Source organism: Acinetobacter sp. LipI_23 (genome assembly GCF_058243045.1).
Window position 1 is genome coordinate 1,347,259 of sequence record NZ_JBZAYJ010000001.1, and the last position, 18,684, is coordinate 1,365,942.

The 18,684-nt window shown below is 39.6% G+C and carries 20 protein-coding genes and 1 other annotated feature; of the genes, 14 read left to right on the plus strand and 6 right to left on the minus strand.

The genetic code is table 11. From position 1 onward, the window contains the following. The first annotated feature begins 5 nt into the window (after positions 1-5). From AC4CVD_RS06565 to AC4CVD_RS06590, 6 genes are all read left to right on the plus strand, one after another. Positions 6-1,136 (plus strand): ABC transporter permease, encoded by a 1,131-nt coding sequence (locus AC4CVD_RS06565; protein ID WP_490752515.1) that lies wholly within the window; start codon positions 6-8, stop codon positions 1,134-1,136. A gap of 19 nt (positions 1,137-1,155) precedes the next feature. Then, on the plus strand, positions 1,156-2,271 hold the full coding sequence (locus AC4CVD_RS06570; protein WP_490752517.1) for an ABC transporter permease: 1,116 nt from the start codon (positions 1,156-1,158) through the stop codon (positions 2,269-2,271). 174 nt (positions 2,272-2,445) lie between these two features. Then, positions 2,446-3,090: an RluA family pseudouridine synthase gene (locus tag AC4CVD_RS06575; RefSeq protein WP_490752519.1), complete on the plus strand. Its 645-nt coding sequence runs from the start codon at positions 2,446-2,448 to the stop codon at positions 3,088-3,090. 136 nt (positions 3,091-3,226) lie between these two features. Continuing rightward, positions 3,227-6,064 carry an RNA polymerase-associated protein RapA gene (gene rapA / locus AC4CVD_RS06580; RefSeq protein ID WP_490752521.1) on the plus strand — a complete coding sequence of 946 codons (2,838 nt, stop codon included), beginning with the start codon at positions 3,227-3,229 and terminating at the stop codon, positions 6,062-6,064. A 160-nt stretch (positions 6,065-6,224) separates the two neighbouring features. Then, positions 6,225-6,491: a PAAR domain-containing protein gene (locus AC4CVD_RS06585; RefSeq protein WP_490752523.1), complete on the plus strand. Its 267-nt coding sequence runs from the start codon at positions 6,225-6,227 to the stop codon at positions 6,489-6,491. Between the two features lie 137 nt (positions 6,492-6,628). Continuing rightward, the gene (locus AC4CVD_RS06590; protein ID WP_490752525.1) at positions 6,629-7,444 is read left to right on the plus strand and encodes an alpha/beta fold hydrolase; all 816 of its coding nucleotides are present in this window, start codon (positions 6,629-6,631) and stop codon (positions 7,442-7,444) included. A 38-nt stretch (positions 7,445-7,482) separates the two neighbouring features. Here the strand turns inward: AC4CVD_RS06590 and fabR are convergent, their stop codons facing one another. Beyond that, entirely contained in the window at positions 7,483-8,178 is a 696-nt protein-coding gene (gene fabR, locus AC4CVD_RS06595) for an HTH-type transcriptional repressor FabR (RefSeq protein WP_490753495.1), read from the minus strand. A gap of 140 nt (positions 8,179-8,318) precedes the next feature. On the opposite strand from fabR, the gene AC4CVD_RS06600 reads away from it, so the two are divergent. Next, positions 8,319-9,386 carry a ferredoxin reductase gene (locus AC4CVD_RS06600; RefSeq protein WP_490752527.1) on the plus strand — a complete coding sequence of 356 codons (1,068 nt, stop codon included), beginning with the start codon at positions 8,319-8,321 and terminating at the stop codon, positions 9,384-9,386. 14 nt (positions 9,387-9,400) lie between these two features. After that, positions 9,401-10,495, plus strand: a complete 1,095-nt coding sequence (locus AC4CVD_RS06605; RefSeq protein ID WP_078389684.1) for a fatty acid desaturase family protein — start codon at positions 9,401-9,403, stop codon at positions 10,493-10,495. Positions 10,496-10,531: 36 nt separating this feature from the next. Here AC4CVD_RS06605 and AC4CVD_RS06610 read toward each other — a convergent pair whose 3' ends face one another. From AC4CVD_RS06610 to AC4CVD_RS06620, 3 genes are all read right to left on the minus strand, one after another. Next, entirely contained in the window at positions 10,532-10,732 is a 201-nt protein-coding gene (locus AC4CVD_RS06610) for a hypothetical protein (RefSeq protein ID WP_004693524.1), read from the minus strand. Between the two features lie 160 nt (positions 10,733-10,892). Next, positions 10,893-11,549: an HAD-IB family hydrolase gene (locus AC4CVD_RS06615; protein WP_078389685.1), complete on the minus strand. Its 657-nt coding sequence runs from the start codon at positions 11,547-11,549 to the stop codon at positions 10,893-10,895. Next, a complete protein-coding gene (locus AC4CVD_RS06620) occupies positions 11,516-12,721 on the minus strand; it encodes a DUF1615 family protein (protein ID WP_490752530.1) in 1,206 nt (401 codons plus the stop codon). Before AC4CVD_RS06620 ends, AC4CVD_RS06615 begins: the two co-directional genes overlap by 34 nt. Before the next feature lie 416 nt (positions 12,722-13,137). On the opposite strand from AC4CVD_RS06620, the gene AC4CVD_RS06625 reads away from it, so the two are divergent. The 5 genes from AC4CVD_RS06625 (at position 13,138) to AC4CVD_RS06645 (ending at position 17,067) form a co-directional block, all read left to right on the plus strand. After that, entirely contained in the window at positions 13,138-14,307 is a 1,170-nt protein-coding gene (locus AC4CVD_RS06625) for a type I restriction endonuclease (RefSeq protein WP_490752532.1), read from the plus strand. A gap of 255 nt (positions 14,308-14,562) precedes the next feature. Beyond that, a protein-coding gene (locus AC4CVD_RS06630; protein WP_490752243.1) for an IS3-like element ISAba19 family transposase occupies positions 14,563-15,782 on the plus strand; the annotation gives its coding sequence in 2 pieces (ribosomal slippage) (positions 14,563-14,839 and positions 14,839-15,782; 1,221 coding nt in all). Beyond that, positions 14,838-14,954 (plus strand) — a sequence feature (AL1L pseudoknot). It overlaps the preceding gene by 117 nt. Positions 15,783-15,890: 108 nt before the next feature. Further along, positions 15,891-16,106, plus strand: a complete 216-nt coding sequence (locus AC4CVD_RS06635) for a hypothetical protein (RefSeq protein WP_004693517.1) — start codon at positions 15,891-15,893, stop codon at positions 16,104-16,106. 278 nt (positions 16,107-16,384) lie between these two features. Then, positions 16,385-16,594 (plus strand): cold-shock protein, encoded by a 210-nt coding sequence (locus tag AC4CVD_RS06640; RefSeq protein ID WP_004693516.1) that lies wholly within the window; start codon positions 16,385-16,387, stop codon positions 16,592-16,594. Positions 16,595-16,935: 341 nt separating this feature from the next. After that, positions 16,936-17,067: a head-tail connector protein gene (locus AC4CVD_RS06645; RefSeq protein ID WP_490752533.1), complete on the plus strand. Its 132-nt coding sequence runs from the start codon at positions 16,936-16,938 to the stop codon at positions 17,065-17,067. A 1-nt stretch (position 17,068) separates the two neighbouring features. Here AC4CVD_RS06645 and AC4CVD_RS06650 read toward each other — a convergent pair whose 3' ends face one another. Both AC4CVD_RS06650 and AC4CVD_RS06655 read right to left on the minus strand, forming a co-directional pair. After that, entirely contained in the window at positions 17,069-17,539 is a 471-nt protein-coding gene (locus AC4CVD_RS06650) for a transposase family protein (protein ID WP_490752535.1), read from the minus strand. Continuing rightward, positions 17,487-17,882, minus strand: a complete 396-nt coding sequence (locus AC4CVD_RS06655; RefSeq protein WP_078390473.1) for a transposase family protein — start codon at positions 17,880-17,882, stop codon at positions 17,487-17,489. The genes AC4CVD_RS06650 and AC4CVD_RS06655 overlap by 53 nt, the downstream gene beginning before the upstream one ends. Before the next feature lie 515 nt (positions 17,883-18,397). Here AC4CVD_RS06655 and AC4CVD_RS06660 point away from each other — a divergent pair. After that, the gene (locus AC4CVD_RS06660; protein WP_087014309.1) at positions 18,398-18,667 is read left to right on the plus strand and encodes a hypothetical protein; all 270 of its coding nucleotides are present in this window, start codon (positions 18,398-18,400) and stop codon (positions 18,665-18,667) included. The last annotated feature ends 17 nt before the right edge of the window (positions 18,668-18,684 follow it).

The following is an 18,684-nucleotide window of genomic DNA, read 5'->3' on the forward strand; positions in this document are numbered from 1 at the left end:
GTCAGATGAATCATTTCTCAGCTTTCTGGACACGACTGTTTGCCTTGACACGTAAAGAATCCAAACAGCTGCTTCGTGATAAAAGCAGTATGGCGATCGGTTTCATTTTACCGATTATTTTAATTTTGTTGTTTGGTTATGGGCTGTCTTTCGACTTAACCAACGGATGCGTCGGGGTGGTGGAGCAACAACCCACACCACAGAGTCAGCAACTGATGAGTGGGCTAAACGGCTCTAAATACATTACTGTCAAGCACTATCCCAGCTTTAGCCAAGCTGAAGCTGCAATGGGCAATGCGGAAATTGATGCCATCGTCAATATACCCAGCAACTTTGCGGAGCAATATGCAAAGGGAGTGGGTGCTGTTCAGGTCATTACCAATGGCCGTTCGACCAGTATTGCTTCGGCTTTGCAGGGTTATATTACCAGTGCGCTCAATACCACCAGTTTGATACAAACAGACCGAACCAATGCAGCTTCGGTGGGTGGCATTATCACGGTTGAACAACGTATGTGGTTTAACGAGTCTGCCAATAGTACGTGGTTTTTAGTACCGGGTTTAATTGTCTTGATTTTGACCTTGGTCGGCGCATTTTTAACAGGTTTACTGATTGCACGTGAGCGCGAGCGTGGCACTTTAGAAGCATTATATGTTACGCCCGTACGTCCTCTAGAAATTGTACTTTCAAAACTAGCGCCCTATATCGTAATTGGCATGATCGATATTGTGATGTGCTTAGTTGCAGCACATGTTTTATTTGATGTACCCATCCGCGCATCGCTGTTCTCTGTTATGAGTGCCTCTTTTTTATATTTAATGGTGTCGTTACTGCTGGGTCTGATGATTTCAGGCCTATCAAAAAGTCAGTTTCAAGCCAGTCAGATGGCACTGCTTGCCAGCTTTATGCCCGCTTTGATGCTTTCAGGTTTTGTGTTTGATACACGAAACTTACCGCTAATTGTGCAAATTATTAGTAATGTCTTACCTGCAACGCACTATATGACTTTGATTAAAACTCTATTACTCGGTGGTGATGATTGGTCTTTGTGGCTCAAAGAGTGTGGCATTTTATTGATTTATATCGTGCTACTCACAGCAATGACCGCGCGTACACTGAAAAAGCGCTTGGGCTAACGAAAGGAAAAATGGTGTTATGGCAACGTTAATGCGCTGGTTTCGTTATCCTTGGGTGCTGATCCGAAAAGAGTTTTTAGCCATTTTGGTCGATCCTGCCAATCGAGTGACCTTAATCGCGCCTGTATTTATCCAAGCGGTCTTGTTTGGTTATGCCGCAAGTTATGATGTCAATCATGTTGATTATGCCGTGCTGGATCAAAGCCGAAGCCAAAGTTCACAACAAGTTTTAGCTCATTTAGATGGTTCAGGAATTTTTAAACGAACAGCAGATTTGCAAAATAATCAACAAATCCAACAGGTGATTAATGATCGAACAGCCTTGGCGGTCATCACCATTCCTGCTGATTTTGAGGATAAGCTCAATAATCAAGAGTCGTCGCCGATTCAAGTGATTCTAGATGAGCGAAACTCATCGACCGCAAGTATGGCGGGCTCCTACATCAGCAGTGTGGTGGGGCAGGTCAATCAAGAACGTTTGGGAACCAACTCCGCGATCACGGTACAAGCGCGGACATGGTATAACCCGAATGTCGAGTCGAGATGGGGCATCATGCCATCTCTGATTGCAACTTTAAGTATGATGCAGACACTGTTACTTTCTGCACTTTCAGTAGCACGCGAGCGTGAACAAGGGACTTTTGATCAGCTCTTAGTTACACCCTATACCCCGACGCAGATTATGATCGGGAAGGCAATTCCGCCGATTATTATTGGGGTTATTCAATCTTCCATTATTTTGGCGATTATTCTGTTCTGGTTTCAGATCCCGATGAATGGCTCTTTGACCTTACTTTATTTTGGATTATTTGCCTTTAATATTGCCGTTGTGGGGGTGGGACTGTCGATTTCAGCGATTGCACTCAATATGCAACAAGCCATGTTGTATACTTTCTTTTTGATCATGCCTTTAACGCTTTTATCAGGCTTACTAACTCCTGTACAAAATATGCCTGAAGTATTGAATTGGCTGACTTATGCCAACCCGCTACGCTTTGGCATAGACTTGGTACAACGGGTGTATTTGGAAGGTGCGAGTTTTGCGCAAGTGAAATGGGACTTTGTACCGATGTTGATATTAGCCATAATTACCTTGCCTTTGGCTGCATGGTTATTTCGAAATCGTTTGTCATAATAGCGTGATATCTTTATGTATCGCTTATCGATACAGACTGTGATTCGGCATTTGACGTTAAATAATGCAATCAATATCGGTTCATGATCAAAAAAAACGATTTTTGCATTGTATTTCTGGCTTAAGCTTTTTATTATTGCCCGCTTGTTTTCGCGATCAGCTTGGAATGGAACCTTGAGTAATTTTCTAACCGAACACCTGATTCATCGAGATGAAGACTTTATGGTCATCCATAAGCCTGCAGGTATACTCACCGTTCCGGGGAAGACAGAAGACTTACAAGATTGTATGATCAATCGTTTAGTCAGACTACAACCTAAAACACTACTGATCCACCGTCTCGATCGCGATACCTCGGGTATCTTGGTTTTTGGTCTCAGTCGTTGGGGACAAAAATCCATTTCTCGTCAGTTTCAAGAACGTCAAACCGATAAAACGTATCAAGCGATTGTGGCTGGTCATTTACATGGTCAGGGCACTGTCGATGTGCCTGTCATTTATGATCCGTCCCGTCCACCGTTACATATTGCAGAGCTCAGTCATAACAAGCCTGCTGTGACAGAGTGGAAAGCCATTGAACATTTTGAAATACAGGGTCAGCCCGTGACTCGTGTAGCACTCACCCCCATTACAGGGCGCTCGCATCAACTTCGTGTACATATGCAGTTTTTAGGTCATCCTATCGTGGGAGATACGCTTTATGCTGCGCCTGACCAGCAAGATTTGATGCCGCGTTTGTGTTTACACGCAGAGCGTTTGAGTTTTCATCATCCCCAAACCGATGAACGTATCGAATTTATTTGTCCAGTACCATTTTAAGTACGTGGAATCATCAAATTTGCTCACTTTTTTAGTGAGCTTTATGTCAAAATATATTGCTTAAAGGTGTATAATTTTGCTCAAATATTAAACAATGTTTGAGCATTAAATTTGCAGTCCTAACTTGTAGATAAAGGTGGAAAAATTGCAGCAGTTTGCTATTGGTCAACGTTGGTTATCAGATACTGAAACGGAACTAGGTCTAGGAGTTCTTATTGATGTAGATGAGCGATCTGTCAGCATCTTATTCCCTAAAAGTGATGAAACACGTGTATATGCACGGAATAATGCACCTTTATCACGTATCATTTTTAACGTGAACGATGAATTACAAGATCAAGAAGGCACCAAGTGGACGGTTGAATCACATGAAGACCGTCATGGTGTGGTGCGTTATAACGTTGTTCGTCGCTTAGAAGATGGCACGGAAGAACGTAAATCACTGAATGAGACTCGCATTGGCGCTCAAATTCAGCTGTCTAAACCGCTTGATCGCTTATTGGCAAGCCAAATTGACTATAAAGAATGGTACGACTTACGTATTGAAGCGATGCTGATGCAAGCCAATATGAAGTCGAGTCCACTGCGTGGTATGGTTGGTTCACGTGTCGGTCTGATTCCTCATCAGCTGTATATTGCACACGAAGTGGGTCAACGTTTTGCACCCCGTGTCCTTTTAGCTGATGAAGTCGGCTTAGGTAAAACCATTGAAGCTGGATTGATCATCCATCAACAGCTTAAAACGGGCCGTTCAGAACGCATCCTAATTTTGGTACCCGATTCACTGCAATATCAGTGGATGATTGAAATGCGTCGTCGTTTCAATTTGAACTTCTCATTATTTGATTTAACCCGTACGGCTTCAATCAAAGAACATGATCCTGAACTGAATCCATTCCTGACTGAACAATGCATTATTGCGTCAATCGATTTGATGATTGATCATGATGACTTGCGTGAACAAGCCCTAGAAGCTGGTTTCGATCTGTTGGTGGTCGATGAAGCACATCACTTGATGTGGAATGAAGAAGACGGTGGTAATGACCGCTATGACTTGATCGAAGAGTTAGCAGAAAAAACTTCAGGTGTTTTACTGTTAACGGCAACCCCAGAACAGCTGGGTGTGGAAAGTCACTTTGCGCGTTTACGTTTACTTGACCCACAGCGTTTTAGTTCGCTGGATCGTTTCTTGGATGAAGAAACCCAGTATCAACAAACTGCAAAAATTGCTGAAGTACTGATGTCAGATATGCCACTTGAAGAAGGGCATTTGGCTGCATTGGAAGGTTTGCTAGGGCATCGCATTGAAGATGCACCCGAACAACGTTTCCGTGCCATTCATGAGCTTTTAGACCGTCATGGTACAGGGCGTATTTTGTTCCGTAACACCCGTGAGGCCATTCAAGGTTTCCCAGGTCGTGACTGTCAGCCTGCACCTTTGCCTGCACCAGAAAACTGGTCTAAAGATGGTAAATTGCGTGAACAAATGTGGCCAGAAGAAGCGCAGCTTGACGGTGCGTGGATGGAAGCTGACCCACGTGTCATGTGGCTCATGGAAAAACTACGTACAGACTTAAAACACAAAAAAGTGTTGCTTATTGCACGTAGTGGTCCCGTAGTTGAAGCGCTTGAAAACGTACTCCGTTTACATGCGGGTATTCGTACTGCAATGTTCCATGAAGGCATGAGTTTACTTGAGCGTGACCAAGCGTCGGCTTACTTTGCTGAAGAATCTTATGGTGCACAAATTTTACTGTGCTCTGAAATTGGTTCTGAAGGTCGTAACTTCCAGTTTGCATCAGATCTGATTTTATTTGATTTGCCTGCAAACCCTGATGTACTTGAACAACGTATTGGCCGTTTAGACCGTATTGGTCAAGAAAATCGGATTCAAATTCATGTGCCGTATTTGATTGGTACAGCGCAAGAACGTATGTTCCGTTGGTATAACGAAGCATTAAATATTTTCAGTAATATCTCGCCAACGGCGCAAACTTTACAAGAAAACTTTATTGTTGAATTGAAAGATTGTTTACTGACAGATAAAGGTCAGCAGTTTGATGACTTACTCGAAGCGGTCAGCGTACAACGTGAAGCCTTAGAAGCAGAGTTGCAATCAGGTCGTGACCGTTTGCTTGAATATAACTCTTGTCGTCCAATTGTGGCGCAAGAAATTGTGCAAGCGCTTGAGTCTTATGATGACAACACCACTTTGCCAATGTTTATGAAGCGTTTTATGGCGTCGACAAACATTGATTTTGACGAACAAAGCAACGGTACAGTCATCATTAAACCAACCGATCAAATGCAAGTTCAAGGCCTAACCTTTGACGAAGAAGGTATGACTGCGACTTTCTACCGCGATCAAGCTCAGATACGTGAAGATGCTCAGTATTTAACCCTTGAACATCCATTTACTGAAAGTGTGATGGAAATGATCAACACTCAAGGTTTTGGTAGTACCAACGTTGCAGTGTTGAAGTCAGCTGCTTTACCACAAGGTTCGGTGTTGCTAGAGGTGTGGTTTAAGGTCGATGTGGTTGCACCGAAAGCATTGAATTTGCCTTCAAGCTTACCGCAGCAGCTGGTTCGCGTTTTGTTGAGTGAAAAGGGTCAAGACCTGTCGCAGAAAATTGCGCCTGAAATCTTAAAACCGTACTTGCATCATTTGGATGGTAATAGCTGTCGTCAAGTCGTGAAAGCACGCCGTGAAGTGATTGAACAGCGTTATGTACAAGCATTAGAGCTTGCACGTGCAGCTTTACCAAGCTTTGTGCAACAAGCGAAAGAAGTCTACGGTAGTAAGTGGCAATACGAAATTGACCGTCTGACTTACTTAAAGCAGTTTAATCCGAGTATTCGTGAAGATGAAATTTCGTGCCTACAAAAACTGCAAAAAGAAGGTCTTGGTTTGCTCGATGGCCTATCGGTTACACCAGAAGCAATTCAAGTGATGGTTGTGGTTAAACCATAATTGGAATTGCTGTATGAAAAGCACCTTCGGGTGCTTTTTTAATGGATCCTTAAAAAAGGGATGTCTAAGTTGTATTTGAAAAGTAATTCATTGAAATTTTAAGCGCTTGCTTATGCTAGAATTTTCGCCATTAAAACTCTAATGTATCGAACAATAAATTATGTCTAAAGCTCTAGTAGCAATGGGTTCAAAAACAACACATGGTGGCATAGTCACTGAGTGTGAAAATAGTTTTGTGATCAATGGCATTGCTGTGCATTTAAATGGAATGAAGCACTTTTGTCCAAAGTGTCGAATGGTGGTTTCTGCGATTGCAGCAGATCAGAGTACAACGGTCTTGGGGCGTGCTGTGGTGATTGCAGGAGACAAAACCAACTGTGGCGCTACTTTTTTAGCTAATCAGAACTTAACTGTTTCTACAAAGTGATCTCAGATCAATCCCAGAATATTTTTAAAAATTGGCGGAAGTGATCAAAGTTCATGACTTAGGATTCATCCTGCGCCATTTCGTTTGGATTAAAAAAAGATTATGGTAAATAGGCTATAAAAATAGATTTGAATGACATGAGCAAACCAGCCTTACACTTTACCCATGCAAACGGCATTCCCTCGGGCAGCTATCAAAAATTTTTCCAATTTTTAAATAAAGATTTTGATGTCAAAGCGATCCCGATGATTGGTCTAGATCCGCACTATCCTGTGGAATACCGTTGGGAAGCGTTGGTGGACCAAGTTATTTCAGATATTGAGCAGCAGTTTCCACGGCAACAAGTGATTGGTTTAGGGCATTCTTTTGGTTCTTTACTTACGCTTATGGCGGCTTATAAAAAACCACAGTTGTTTTCTCAAGTGATTATCATGGATCCACCGTTTGTGATTGGTTCCAAGGCCTTTTTATTTGAAGCGTTACAAAAGCTGGGATCAAAGTCCATTGAAAAACTTACCCCAGCTGCGGTGACCGTCAAACGTCGTGATCATTGGGAAAGTATTGAGCAGGCCAGTCAGGCGCTTAGACCGAATCGTATTTTTAAAGATTTTGATGAACAGTGTTTTGCGGACTTTATAGCGTGTGGTTTAAAAAGTGATCCGACTCGAAATGGGGTGACGTTAACCATTCCCAAACATACTGAAGCTGAGATCTTCAGGACAGTGCCTGCATGGTGGTGGCGTACCCCACGCAAAGCACCTGCTATGCCGATTCATGTGTTGACTGCAAAAGATAGCCATTTCTATAAGCAAGGTTTACCCCAAGGGATGAAAAAAACCTATGCGATCGACTATAGTGTGCTTGAAGGTGGGCATATGTTTCCGCTAGAACAACCGAAACAGATCGCAGAATTTGTGCACCAGCTCATTAAAGAGCAACAGCGAAACAAATAAGAAGATATTTCAGCGAATCTGTTGGGTGTAATCACAGATTAGCGAATCATCGCTTCATCCAAATGGCGTGAACCTTCCAAAATCATGCGAATCATGATCATGGTTTGTTCAGCCATTTTTTTACGCTCTACACTTGGCATATCAATCACTTTGGCACCCATATTGAAGACCAATTGGGTGATTGCCATGGACACCAATTCAGGGTGGAAGAGTTTACTATTATTTAAACGTTCTAAACGAATTAAATCGTCTTTGAGCTCTTGCTGGAAATAATTCAACTGTCTTTCGACCGCATTTTTATAAGATGCTGAACCCGTATATGCTTCGCGTAATAGCAGGCTTAAGTTGCCGTCATCCGCATCTAGTTGTTCAATAAAAACTTCGACTGAGCTACGAATAATACTTTCTTGGAGAATGGCCTTAATCCGTGCTTCATGCAAAATTTGGCGTAGCACAACACCTGCACGTTCAATCAATTCAATAGCAAGTTCATCGGTATCTTTAAAATGACGATAAAAACTATTCGGCGCAATGCCTGCTTCACGTGCGACTTCACGCAAGCTCAGGGATGCAATACTTTTTTCAGGACCAATCAAATTTAAAGCAGCTTGAAACAGTTCATCTTTTGTAATCGTTGCTTTTCGACCAACACTACGTGCAAGCACTGGTGCATGTTTTTTTGAAGCTTCATGCTCTGTGTTGGTTGTATGGGTTTGAATGGTGGTCGGTGTCATATTTATCAAGTAATTAAATCAATCGGTTCATTATAGCCCCACTGGTCGGCATTGTGAAACGAAACGAAACAATCAGAGTATATATACAAATATATATACATGTGTATAATAATTCAAAATCTATGGCGTGGTCCTTTACTATGCAGATCCTTGAAAAAACTAAATCTTCTTTAACTGAGTATGCTGAGAGTGTTATAGACCGACACACAGCTAACTTTTGGCTTCAAAAAATCAACCCACTTTGGTCGATACACCAAGCTTTGGGTAAAGTGGTAAAAAAAGAGCAAGTTGCACACGATATGGTGAGTTTGACGCTGCAAACCAACCGTCACTTTCAAATGGGCCAAGCGGGACAACACCATCCTGTATATGTCGTGGTTCAAGGCGTACGTTATGAACGTACCTATAGTTTGACCCAGATTGATGTGCAACATGTCTTACTGAATGTAAAAATGGTAGACCAAGGTAAGGCAAGTCATTGGCTTTGTGAGCAGGCTCAAATCGGCGATGTTTTGGAGTTCGGTCAGCCTTATGGCGATATGCAATTGACTGTAAATGATCAACAGTTAATTTTACTCGCTGCGGGCAGTGGTATTACCCCCATGCTGAGTTTACTGAAACGTTTAGAAAAGACCGCTAAGCTTAAAAAGCAGCCTGTACATTTGATGTATTGGGTGAAAAAGCATACTGATGCTGCATTCAAAGTATATTTTGAGCAGTTGGCAACACAATATTCAAACTTCACATTTAGCATGTTTTATACCCAAGAGTCAGATGAAGGTGAGCGTTTAAATCAAAACCATGTGTCTAGACTGGATCATATTGAAAATGCAACGGTATATGCATGCGGCCCTTCAGGGTTTGTGGCTACGGTTGAGCAGCTTTTCGCTCATGCCAACACCTTAAAAACTGAAGCGTTTAGCATGAGCCCCTTTGCAAATGATGATGTTGGTTTTGTGAATATTACCTTAACAAAGTCGAAGAAGATTTTAAGCATTCCAAAAGGTCAATCCATTCTTGCAAGTTTGGAACAGCAAAATGTGAAGCCTCAGCATGGCTGCCGTATGGGAATCTGTAATAAATGTGCCTGTAACAAAGTCGAAGGTTCGACTAAAAACTTGGTTAATGGTGCACAAAATTCTGAGCCTGGAAATTTTCTAAAAATTTGTGTTAATACGGCACAAACCGATCTTATTGTTGATTTATAAGGGGAATAAATACAATGAATATGCCTGTTAAAGTTGAATATTTTAAAAACCCGAAGAATCGTGAGTTAACGACATTTGAGTTAGATGAACTTGCACGTGAGCTAGATGCCATTAAGCAAGAAGTACTGGATGATATTGGCGAGAAAGATGCGCAATATATTCGTCGTGTCTATGCAGCGGTGCGTTATGCATCTATTGCAGGTCGTGCATGTTTATTTGCAGGTTGGTTCCCACCTGCATGGGTGTTGGGCACGGGCTTGCTGAGTTTTGCCAAGATTATGGAAAACATGGAATTAGGTCATAACGTGATGCACGGTCAATATGACTGGATGAACGACCCTAAGTTTAATGGTCAAAACTATGAGTGGGACATCGTAGGTACAGCAGACAATTGGCGTCAGACCCATAACTACAAGCATCATACCTATACCAACATTAAAGGAATGGATGATGACATTGGCTATGGTCTGCTTCGATTATTCCCTGAACAACGTTGGAAACCGGGCTTTTTATTACAACCGATTTATAGCATTCCATTTTGTTTGTTGTTCCAATGGGGCGTTGCGATCCAAAACTTGGAATTAGGCAAATACTTCAAGGGGCGTAAAAGCAAAGCGCAGACTTTAGCCGAATGGAAACCTATGCAGCGCAAAATTGGTAAACAATTGTTTAAAGATTATGTGTTTTTCCCACTCATTGCAGGACCTGCGGCGTTGCCTGTCTTTACAGGGAATTTGGTTGCAAATGGTATCCGTAATATGTGGACATTTAGTGTAATTTTCTGTGGTCACTTCACCAAAGATGTCGAAGTTTTCCCGAAAAAAGTACTGGAAAATGAAAGCCGTGGTCACTGGTACATGCGCCAAATTCGTGGTTCGTCGAATTTAACCGGTTCAGAAGCATTCCATATTTTGACAGGGCACTTAAGTCATCAAATTGAGCATCACTTATATCCAGATGTACCTGCGCGTCGTTACCGTAAAATGGCACCGAAAGTACAAGCGGTGTGTGAAAAGTATGGCATTAACTATAACAATGCCAGTCTAGTAAAACAGTATGGTAGCGTCATCAAACGTATTGTGAAATATGCGTTTCCCTTTAAAAAGTAAGTAAAAAAGCCACTTCATTTGAAGTGGCTTTTTTTGTTATTTACTAAATTGACGTAATGTCTTTACCAGATGATGGTAATCACCTTGTTTGGCGATATTGAGCACATGTTCAATTTCGTGTTTTAACCATTTTTGTTTTGAAGCATTAAAAGCGAACTGCGCCAATAATACAAAGGGACTTTCACCGAATTTGATCGAAAGACCTTTGACATACTTGGGTGGAGATAACTGTTCCATACTGATGCCTTTTTATAATTTAAGTGGAATGGTTCTCAAAATATTTTTATTAGGCAAAATTTATCATAAATATATTTTTTGGTAAATAAAACACACTGAATTTTAATAATAAATATTTTTAAAAATTCAATATGGCTAATTATTAACCTATACTTAATAATTAGCTTATTTGGCGCTGATTTGATGTATTTGACAAGTCAGGAAGACTTAAATCTGTCCCTACCAAATAGCTAAAATCAGCCAAAGACAACATTTGTTTATCTTCAATGCTATTTCCATAAGCATAAACGGCATGATAACTATCCAGCTCATATTTTTCTTGGATACGTTGCGCTTTGTAGTCACAGCTACAGTCAGCAGTCAGATAGCGCCCTGTATAGCGTTGCCGGTCTTGTTCAACTTGGGTACAGATCAGATCAATTGAGAGTATTTCACACACATATTTTAAATAGATATCAATTGAAGCAGAGACCAAAACCACATCATCGCCCAAACTTTGGTGTTGCTTTAGTTGGCTATAAAGTGCTGGGTTAAGTCCTTTGATTAAGAGTTCTGCATAGCGTTTTGCATAAGCGTCAATTTCGCTGACTTCAGCTTGCTTAAACATCGCATGGAAGAGTTTAGAGCGCATATCATGCGCAGGATAAAAACCTAAATAATAACTTTGAATATAAGGCAGAACTTTTAAGCCTTGTAGGGCAATATGCCGTTTCGAGTGTACATAGAAGATGAACCCCGTAAAACTATCTTTGTCATACAGGGTGCCATCAAAGTCAAATAAGGCTAGATTTTTATGCGCTTTGCACGTTGCATGCATGTTTGATAACGTCCATTGACACGAGTGGCAAACCAGTTGGTATTATAGTCACGGCTGAGCTTCGGACCAGAAATGACGACTTCTGGCATCATGGCATAGAAAGGTTCTTTTTTAGTGACTTCTTGATAAAGCTTAGCCACAGCGCGATAGGTTGCTGTATCTTCAAATTTCTTCTCTTTCTCTTTTTTCAGGTCAGAGCGAATTTGACGTGGAGTAACCAAAATATTGTGCTGAGCAAAAACGCTGATGAGTTCACGCTCTGATTGACTCTTTGCAGATTTAGGTGAGCCATCTTTGCCATAAAGCAACAAGTCACCGTCTAAATCAAGTTCAGCTTCAGTTAAGTCATTTAACATACTTTGGAAAGCTGCATTTCGACTTGAGTACATACCCGAGTTATAGTCAGCAAAACGGTAAAGCGGTTTGTCATAGTCAGCAGGGTACATCATCAGTCGGTGGATGCCGTAGTACAGACCACCATATTGGCTATAAAGGTCGGTACGTAGGCCAGCCATGCTGCCACCTTCGCGTTTATTGTCTTTGGCATAACCGATATGCACTTGCATTGAACCCAATGTAGTAATTGGGTTCATTTTTTCGCCCACGTCTTGACCCACAAGTTTGGCTGCACCTGTGAGTGCACTGACGTGATAGTGCTTTGACATATAGTCAAAAATTTCACGGTACAGTTCATCCAGTTCACGTTCTGTTTTAACGCGGCGCATTTGGCTTAAATAGTTATCTTCAGGGCTTGGCTGCTCTTTTAAAACCTGTTGGAAATAGCCTGCAATGGTGCCACCAATGGCATCGCCGAGCTTATCTTTAAATTTTTCATCTAAGCGATCTTGGACTTCTTTAACCGCTTTTTCACCTAAACCGTAAACTTGTGGGTCTGCAACAAAGTTAGACTCTTGATCAACCACGGCAATGATCGAACACATATTCTCTTTATTTTGCGGAATACCAAACTGCTCTGAAATATCGTAAATATCTTCAGCCCATGAACGGCGGTCATTTACGCGTCCGGGAATGATGCGTGCGATTTGTTCAGCATTGAGCTTAGGCTCATCATCTGTCCACCATGAACGATCACCGCAGGCGGTTAAGCCTATAGATATGGCCAAGACACTTAGTGTTTTTAAACCAGAAGAAAGAAACAGCTTTTTATTCATAAACAGAGAACACATGATAAAAGGTGAGCCGAAACAGCAGGTGCAGTATACTATGTCGGTCGAAAAAGTGATGAATTTATATGTATATTGGTCGGTATCAACTGTCAAATCATTTGATTGTTGTTCCGATGGCAGGTGGGTTCGATTATTAAGAATAATGAATGTTATTCAGCCTGTTATCTGTTTTATTATGACGGATGGCGCAAAATTAGTGTAATAGATTGAGGAGAACTTAACTTATGATTCTTCCATTTTTTGAACTTCTTTTTTTAATAAATCAAACAGAAAATAGTCCAACGAATAGACTGTAATGAGATTCTAAAAACAAATTTAAATTAATATTTGAAAAATAAAGTAAAAGGGTTAAGATCTAAAATTAGATCAAAAAATATACTTGTAATAATAATGAGGGGAATATGGAAAATTTTATTAATAGACTAAGAAGCCATATTGAGCATGTGAAAAAAGTAGGGGGCCACTGTACTACAGAAGAAACAACTAAGCAGGCTTTAATCCTTCCTCTATTAGATATTTTAGGTTTTAGCCCTTATGACCCGACCAAGGTGCTTGCAGAATTTGCAGCTGATTTTCCAGGTGTGAAATCTACAGAAAGAGTTGATTATGCCCTTTACTGTAATGGGCAACCTGTAATGTTTATTGAAGCAAAACCTTATGTTGCTAATTTAACGAATCATGCTCCGCAGCTATCTAGATATTTTAATAGTAGTTTAGGGGTGACGATTGGCACGATCACAAATGGTAAAGAATGGAGATTTTTTACTGATTTAATTAATCCAAATGTGATGGATGATAAGCCATTTTTAACAGTTGATTTTACGAAGAATAAAGCCGAGGATTTGACACAGCTAGCTGAGTTTAAACATGATAATTTTCATGTAGAAAAGCTACGCTTTTTTGCTGAAGAAAATCAATATATCCAGCAGTTTAAAACTGTAATAAAAAGAAGTATTAATGAAGTTGATATTGATTTTGTTCGCTATGTGGCTCAACAAGCAAGTATTCCTCGTCAATTAAACACTAAATTTTTAGAGTCAATTCAGCCTTTTGTAAAACAAGCTGTTGAGCAGTCAATTAGTGATACCGTTGTTAAAGGACTATCTTCGCCTACAATTATTACTGCCCAGCCAGTTGAACAAAAAGTAGAGGAGACTATTGAGATTGTACCCGAAAGCTCAACACTATCTGACATTGTTAACTCTGAAAATGAAAGAATTGTGACTACTGTTGATGAACAGGAGTTAAGTCGTATTGTGACAGAGCTCTTTCCAGAAGTTGAATTGGTGGCTAAAGACACAGAAAGCTATTTTAGCGTGCTGTTTCAGAATAAAAATAATCGCTGGTTATTTAGATATGATGTAAATCGTAAGAGACCAACCATTCAGTTTGCAGTAGCAATTGATGACTATCGAAAAAAAGAGTTAGAGCGGGCAGGATTGGAAGTGCAAAATAACGGTCAAGTTTTTTTAGATAAACCTGAACACATATATAGAGCCGTAGGCATTTTAAAAGATTGCTTGGATTACTGTAGTAATGATGACAACTTTAAAAGAGCATCTAATTCCTAATAGAAAAAGCCACTTTATAAGTGGCTTTTTCATAGCACAGTAAAACTTCACATACTTGAGAGATAGGATAGACCTTACTTTGTCATTACAAGTCATCCTTGGACGTGACCGTCTTGCAAAGGTATCAAACGATGTTTCTAATTTTCGATGAACTATGAATAAGAGTTATGGAGTACAGCCAAAGGCTCGATAACAAGCCTCAAAATGAACCGTACCGGGTTTGTCGGAGAGTCAATATTCTGAGAAACTATCCCGATGACAAAATTAAAATATACCCCTGAAATCAGAGAAAGAGCGGTTCAATTACTAATTGAATCTGAAAAAGATTATCCTTCTACTTGGGCAGCAATCACAGCTATTGCTCCTAAAATCGGTTGTACTCCTGAAACATTGCGTGTTTGGTATTTAAAGCATCTGGATCAACTAAATCCTGCCAAAGTACAACAGATATCTGACCAAGAAAAAATGAAGCAAATGGAACGTGAAATTAAAGAATTAAAACGTGCCAATGAAATTCTACGCAAAGCAGCCGCTTTTTTCGCCCAGGCGGAGCTCGACCGCCCACACAAATAATGGTGGATTTTATCCATAACAATAAAGATCGATATGGTGTTGAAGCGATTTGTAGAATTTTACCTATCGCACCTTCAACCTATTACCGGACTTTAGATCTCGCGGACAATCCAGAACATCGAGCGAAACGAGATTTACATGACTTGCATCATGCTGAACAAATTAAACGAATTTGGAAGGAAAGTTCAGGTCGATATGGTGTACGTAAAGTCTGGCAAAAATTAAAACGTGAAGGCTATATTATTGCACGCTGTACAGTTGCTCGATTGATGCAAAAGCTAGGTATACAAGGTGTTTGGCGTGGTAAGAATAAACAAACTACTCGTAACCGAGATGACCAAAAACGGGCAGATGATTTAGTGAAACGTAATTTTAATGCTGATCATCCAAACCAACTATGGGTGGGTGACTTTACGTATATTCAAACTCATTCAGGCTGGGTATATACCGCATTTGTTATTGATGTGTTCTCACGAGCAATTGTTGGATGGAAAGTATCTACACGGATGAATACAGATATGGTGCTCGATGCATTGGAGCAAGCATTGCACGATCGAGGTATGCCTAAGAATGTGATTCATCATTCAGATAGAGGTGTTCAATATCTTTCTATTCGCTATACCAATCGTTTAGAAGCTGCAAATTTACGAGCATCAGTCGGTACAACTGGTGATTCATACGATAATGCTCTGGCTGAAACGGTGAATGGCTTATACAAAACAGAGGTGATTGAATATTTAAAAGCAGATTGGCAAGGTTTAGCAGATGTACAACTTGCGACACTAAACTGGGTATATTGGTTCAATAAAAAGCGTGTACACAGTGCACTGGGTTATGTATCGCCTTTTGAGTTTGAAGCAATGTACTATGATAAGATTAACCCGTTAGGTCAGGTGGCCTAACTTAAATAAAAAAATCTCCGACAAACCCGGTACGGTTCAAAAGCTTATCAAAGAGTAGGCTTCCTTATTTGTGCTATAGTTTAATTGTTACTTAGCAGGTAGAACAATATGAATATCTGTATTGGTGGTGACTTGGATGGTCAAGTAGTGATTTTAAATAAGATGCGATTTAATGCAAAAGAGATAGATCAAAATAAATCATCGAGCTATATCAAGCAAAAGTATGTTAAGGGCGATCAAGTCTTTAATTTTTGGCGACATGCAGAAATGAAAATATGGGATGTCACCCATCAAGTTGAGTTGATTTTAGGAAAGAAAAATTAGCTAGAAGCGGGCAAATAAGCTTTATTCGCTTTTAGTGAAGATTTTCTTATCAATATGGATAAAAAAGCATTTCATGTGAGGTTGGGTGGTAGCAATAAAATAATATGTTAAGGTCTATCTATTGCACGCTAAAAAGCTTATAGTGATAGTGTATTAGAATTATTTATTTTATTGTATTTACTAAAGTTATTTCGCAATTGATTCAACTCTGCGGTTTATCCGATGTATATGATTTAAAAGATTAATTCTTATATTTTTCAAAATTTAAGAGAATATTTATGTCAAACATTACAACTGGTACCGTTAAGTGGTTTAATGAAACTAAAGGCTTTGGTTTTATTTCTAGCGATACTGGAGAAGACGTTTTTGCACACTTTAGCGAAATCCAATCAAACGGTTTCAAAGTGTTGAATGAAGGTCAACGTGTTCAGTTTACGATTGTAGCTGGCAAGAAAGGCCCTCAAGCAAGCTCTATCACAGTAATCTAAGAATATTGTGAATTAAAAAACCCGCTTCAGTTAGCGGGTTTTTTAATGGCAGCTTATTTACTACTCAGTTGTTAAGGAGTCGTACGCTCACTATCTTTAAGCGGTGAATGGCTTATTTAAAAAATATATGAACAAATATTAATTGATCTATAAGAAATCTTTTGAAGGACTTATTAAGAATAGTAGAAAAATCCCTAGATAAAGGGATTTCAATGCCAAGTAATCAATATAAGAATATGAATGAGGTGAAATTGTGATATTTGCTATGACACCGTAAAAGACTCTAGGAACGAGTTTAGTGATGAAAGTGTAAAAGCTGACTCGGAAAAATGGAGTGATCTATGAGTATTGTTAAATTACATGAAGTGAAGCGCCACTTACACTATGCCGATGATAGCAATGATGTTTCATTAAAAAGCTTTATTGTTGCTGCTGACGCTATAATTAAAAATTATATTAGACTTCTTTCATAAATCATTTTTTACTCAGCTCCAAGTTATAGATTCCAGCAATTAAATTGAATCTCAAACCGAGTATTTTCCCTCTATTTCGATAACGTTCGGCAAGGATCTTGAAGGTTTTCAGGCTGCCAAATACATGCTCAATACCTATTCTTCTTTTATTGATTTCCTGATTATAGATTTTTAGTTCAGGATCCAATTTACAACGTCTTTTTGCTTTTAATGGCAACAGGCTATTCGGATACAATGCATAAATTCCCTGATAGCCTTTATCTGCAAGAACAAAGGCTTCTGAAGGAATCAGCTTTATGTTTCTTTTAAATAGCTCGAAATCATGTACAGCACCGCGACTGCTACATAAACTCAGTATTTGCTGAGTCTTGTAGTGAATCATGGCCTGTACTTTGAAGGTATGGGTCTTTTTCTTGCCGCTATAGCTTTTCTTCTGTTTTTTTAGGCCTTTGGATTGGAATTTCTGTGGCATCTACGATCACAACATTCCAGTCTATGCCTTCACCTTCGGGCAAATCTTTGGGTAAATTAAAAAGATTGGAGCGAATCAGGCAGTCTTCAACATGACGTACAATTCGTGAGGCTGTGGGCTCTGAAACCCCGTAACTCGTCGCAACGTGAAATAAGGTTCGGTATTCCCGCCAATAGCTCAGACAGAGCAGAACCTGATCCTCCAGGCTTAACTTGGGCTGTCTGCCTTTAGCTGGAACATGCTTCTGCAATTGCTCAACCATTAAATAAAAGGTTGACCATGAGATGCCCGTATATCGCTTAAACTGTGTTTCAGAAAGCTTCTTTGAATTGATGTATTTCATCCGCAGATTATGCACGAATGCTAAGAAAATTAGAGTGAAAATATCAATCAAAAAGGTGGTCATTTTTTGATTTATGAAAGAGATCTATTACAGATAATTTTGGATCGGAATATCCATCTGCCATTAAACAAGCTGCTTTACTATTAATTGAATACTGGGAACAGCACAGAAAAGATGGGGGAGAGGTGTCTGTGAATGGTAACTACCTGCCAATACCCGTACTCTCTTTGCTTAATCTATATCGTAAGCCCACTGTTTGATAGGTGATGTAGATAATTGTATGTATCTTTAGGCATGGGATATTTGAAATCACTGCATTGTAATTGAGAATTATTTGCATTTATTGGGTTTGTGCGTTAGAATCAATTTCAAGAATAAAATAAAATTTGACAATGATGTTTCATTAACCCAGCTCTATTGATTCTCCAAAGGCTGGGTTTTTTATCTGCTTTAACAAAAAATAAAATTAGGTTAAATTATACCGATTGTTAAAATAATTATGAGAATAAAAGATCATGAACAAAAAATTTGAATTACATGTACTCAGCCAAATCTATGACTTTCTAATTGAAAGAGAAGGATTCACTGCTCTAAATCTTCATTTTAAAGTTATGGAATTCTTTAGGGAGTTACATGTAGGGGATAAGAGGGATTTTGTTGTTTTGGCCCCGAATAAAATTTCAGGTAATTTCGGTGAGGTTACTCATATTCATTTATTAAATATTCCACATTTCCATGAAAAGGAAAAATTCATTCATTGGGCACATAAAGCTTTAAATCGCTAAGTACCTCATCTGTAAAG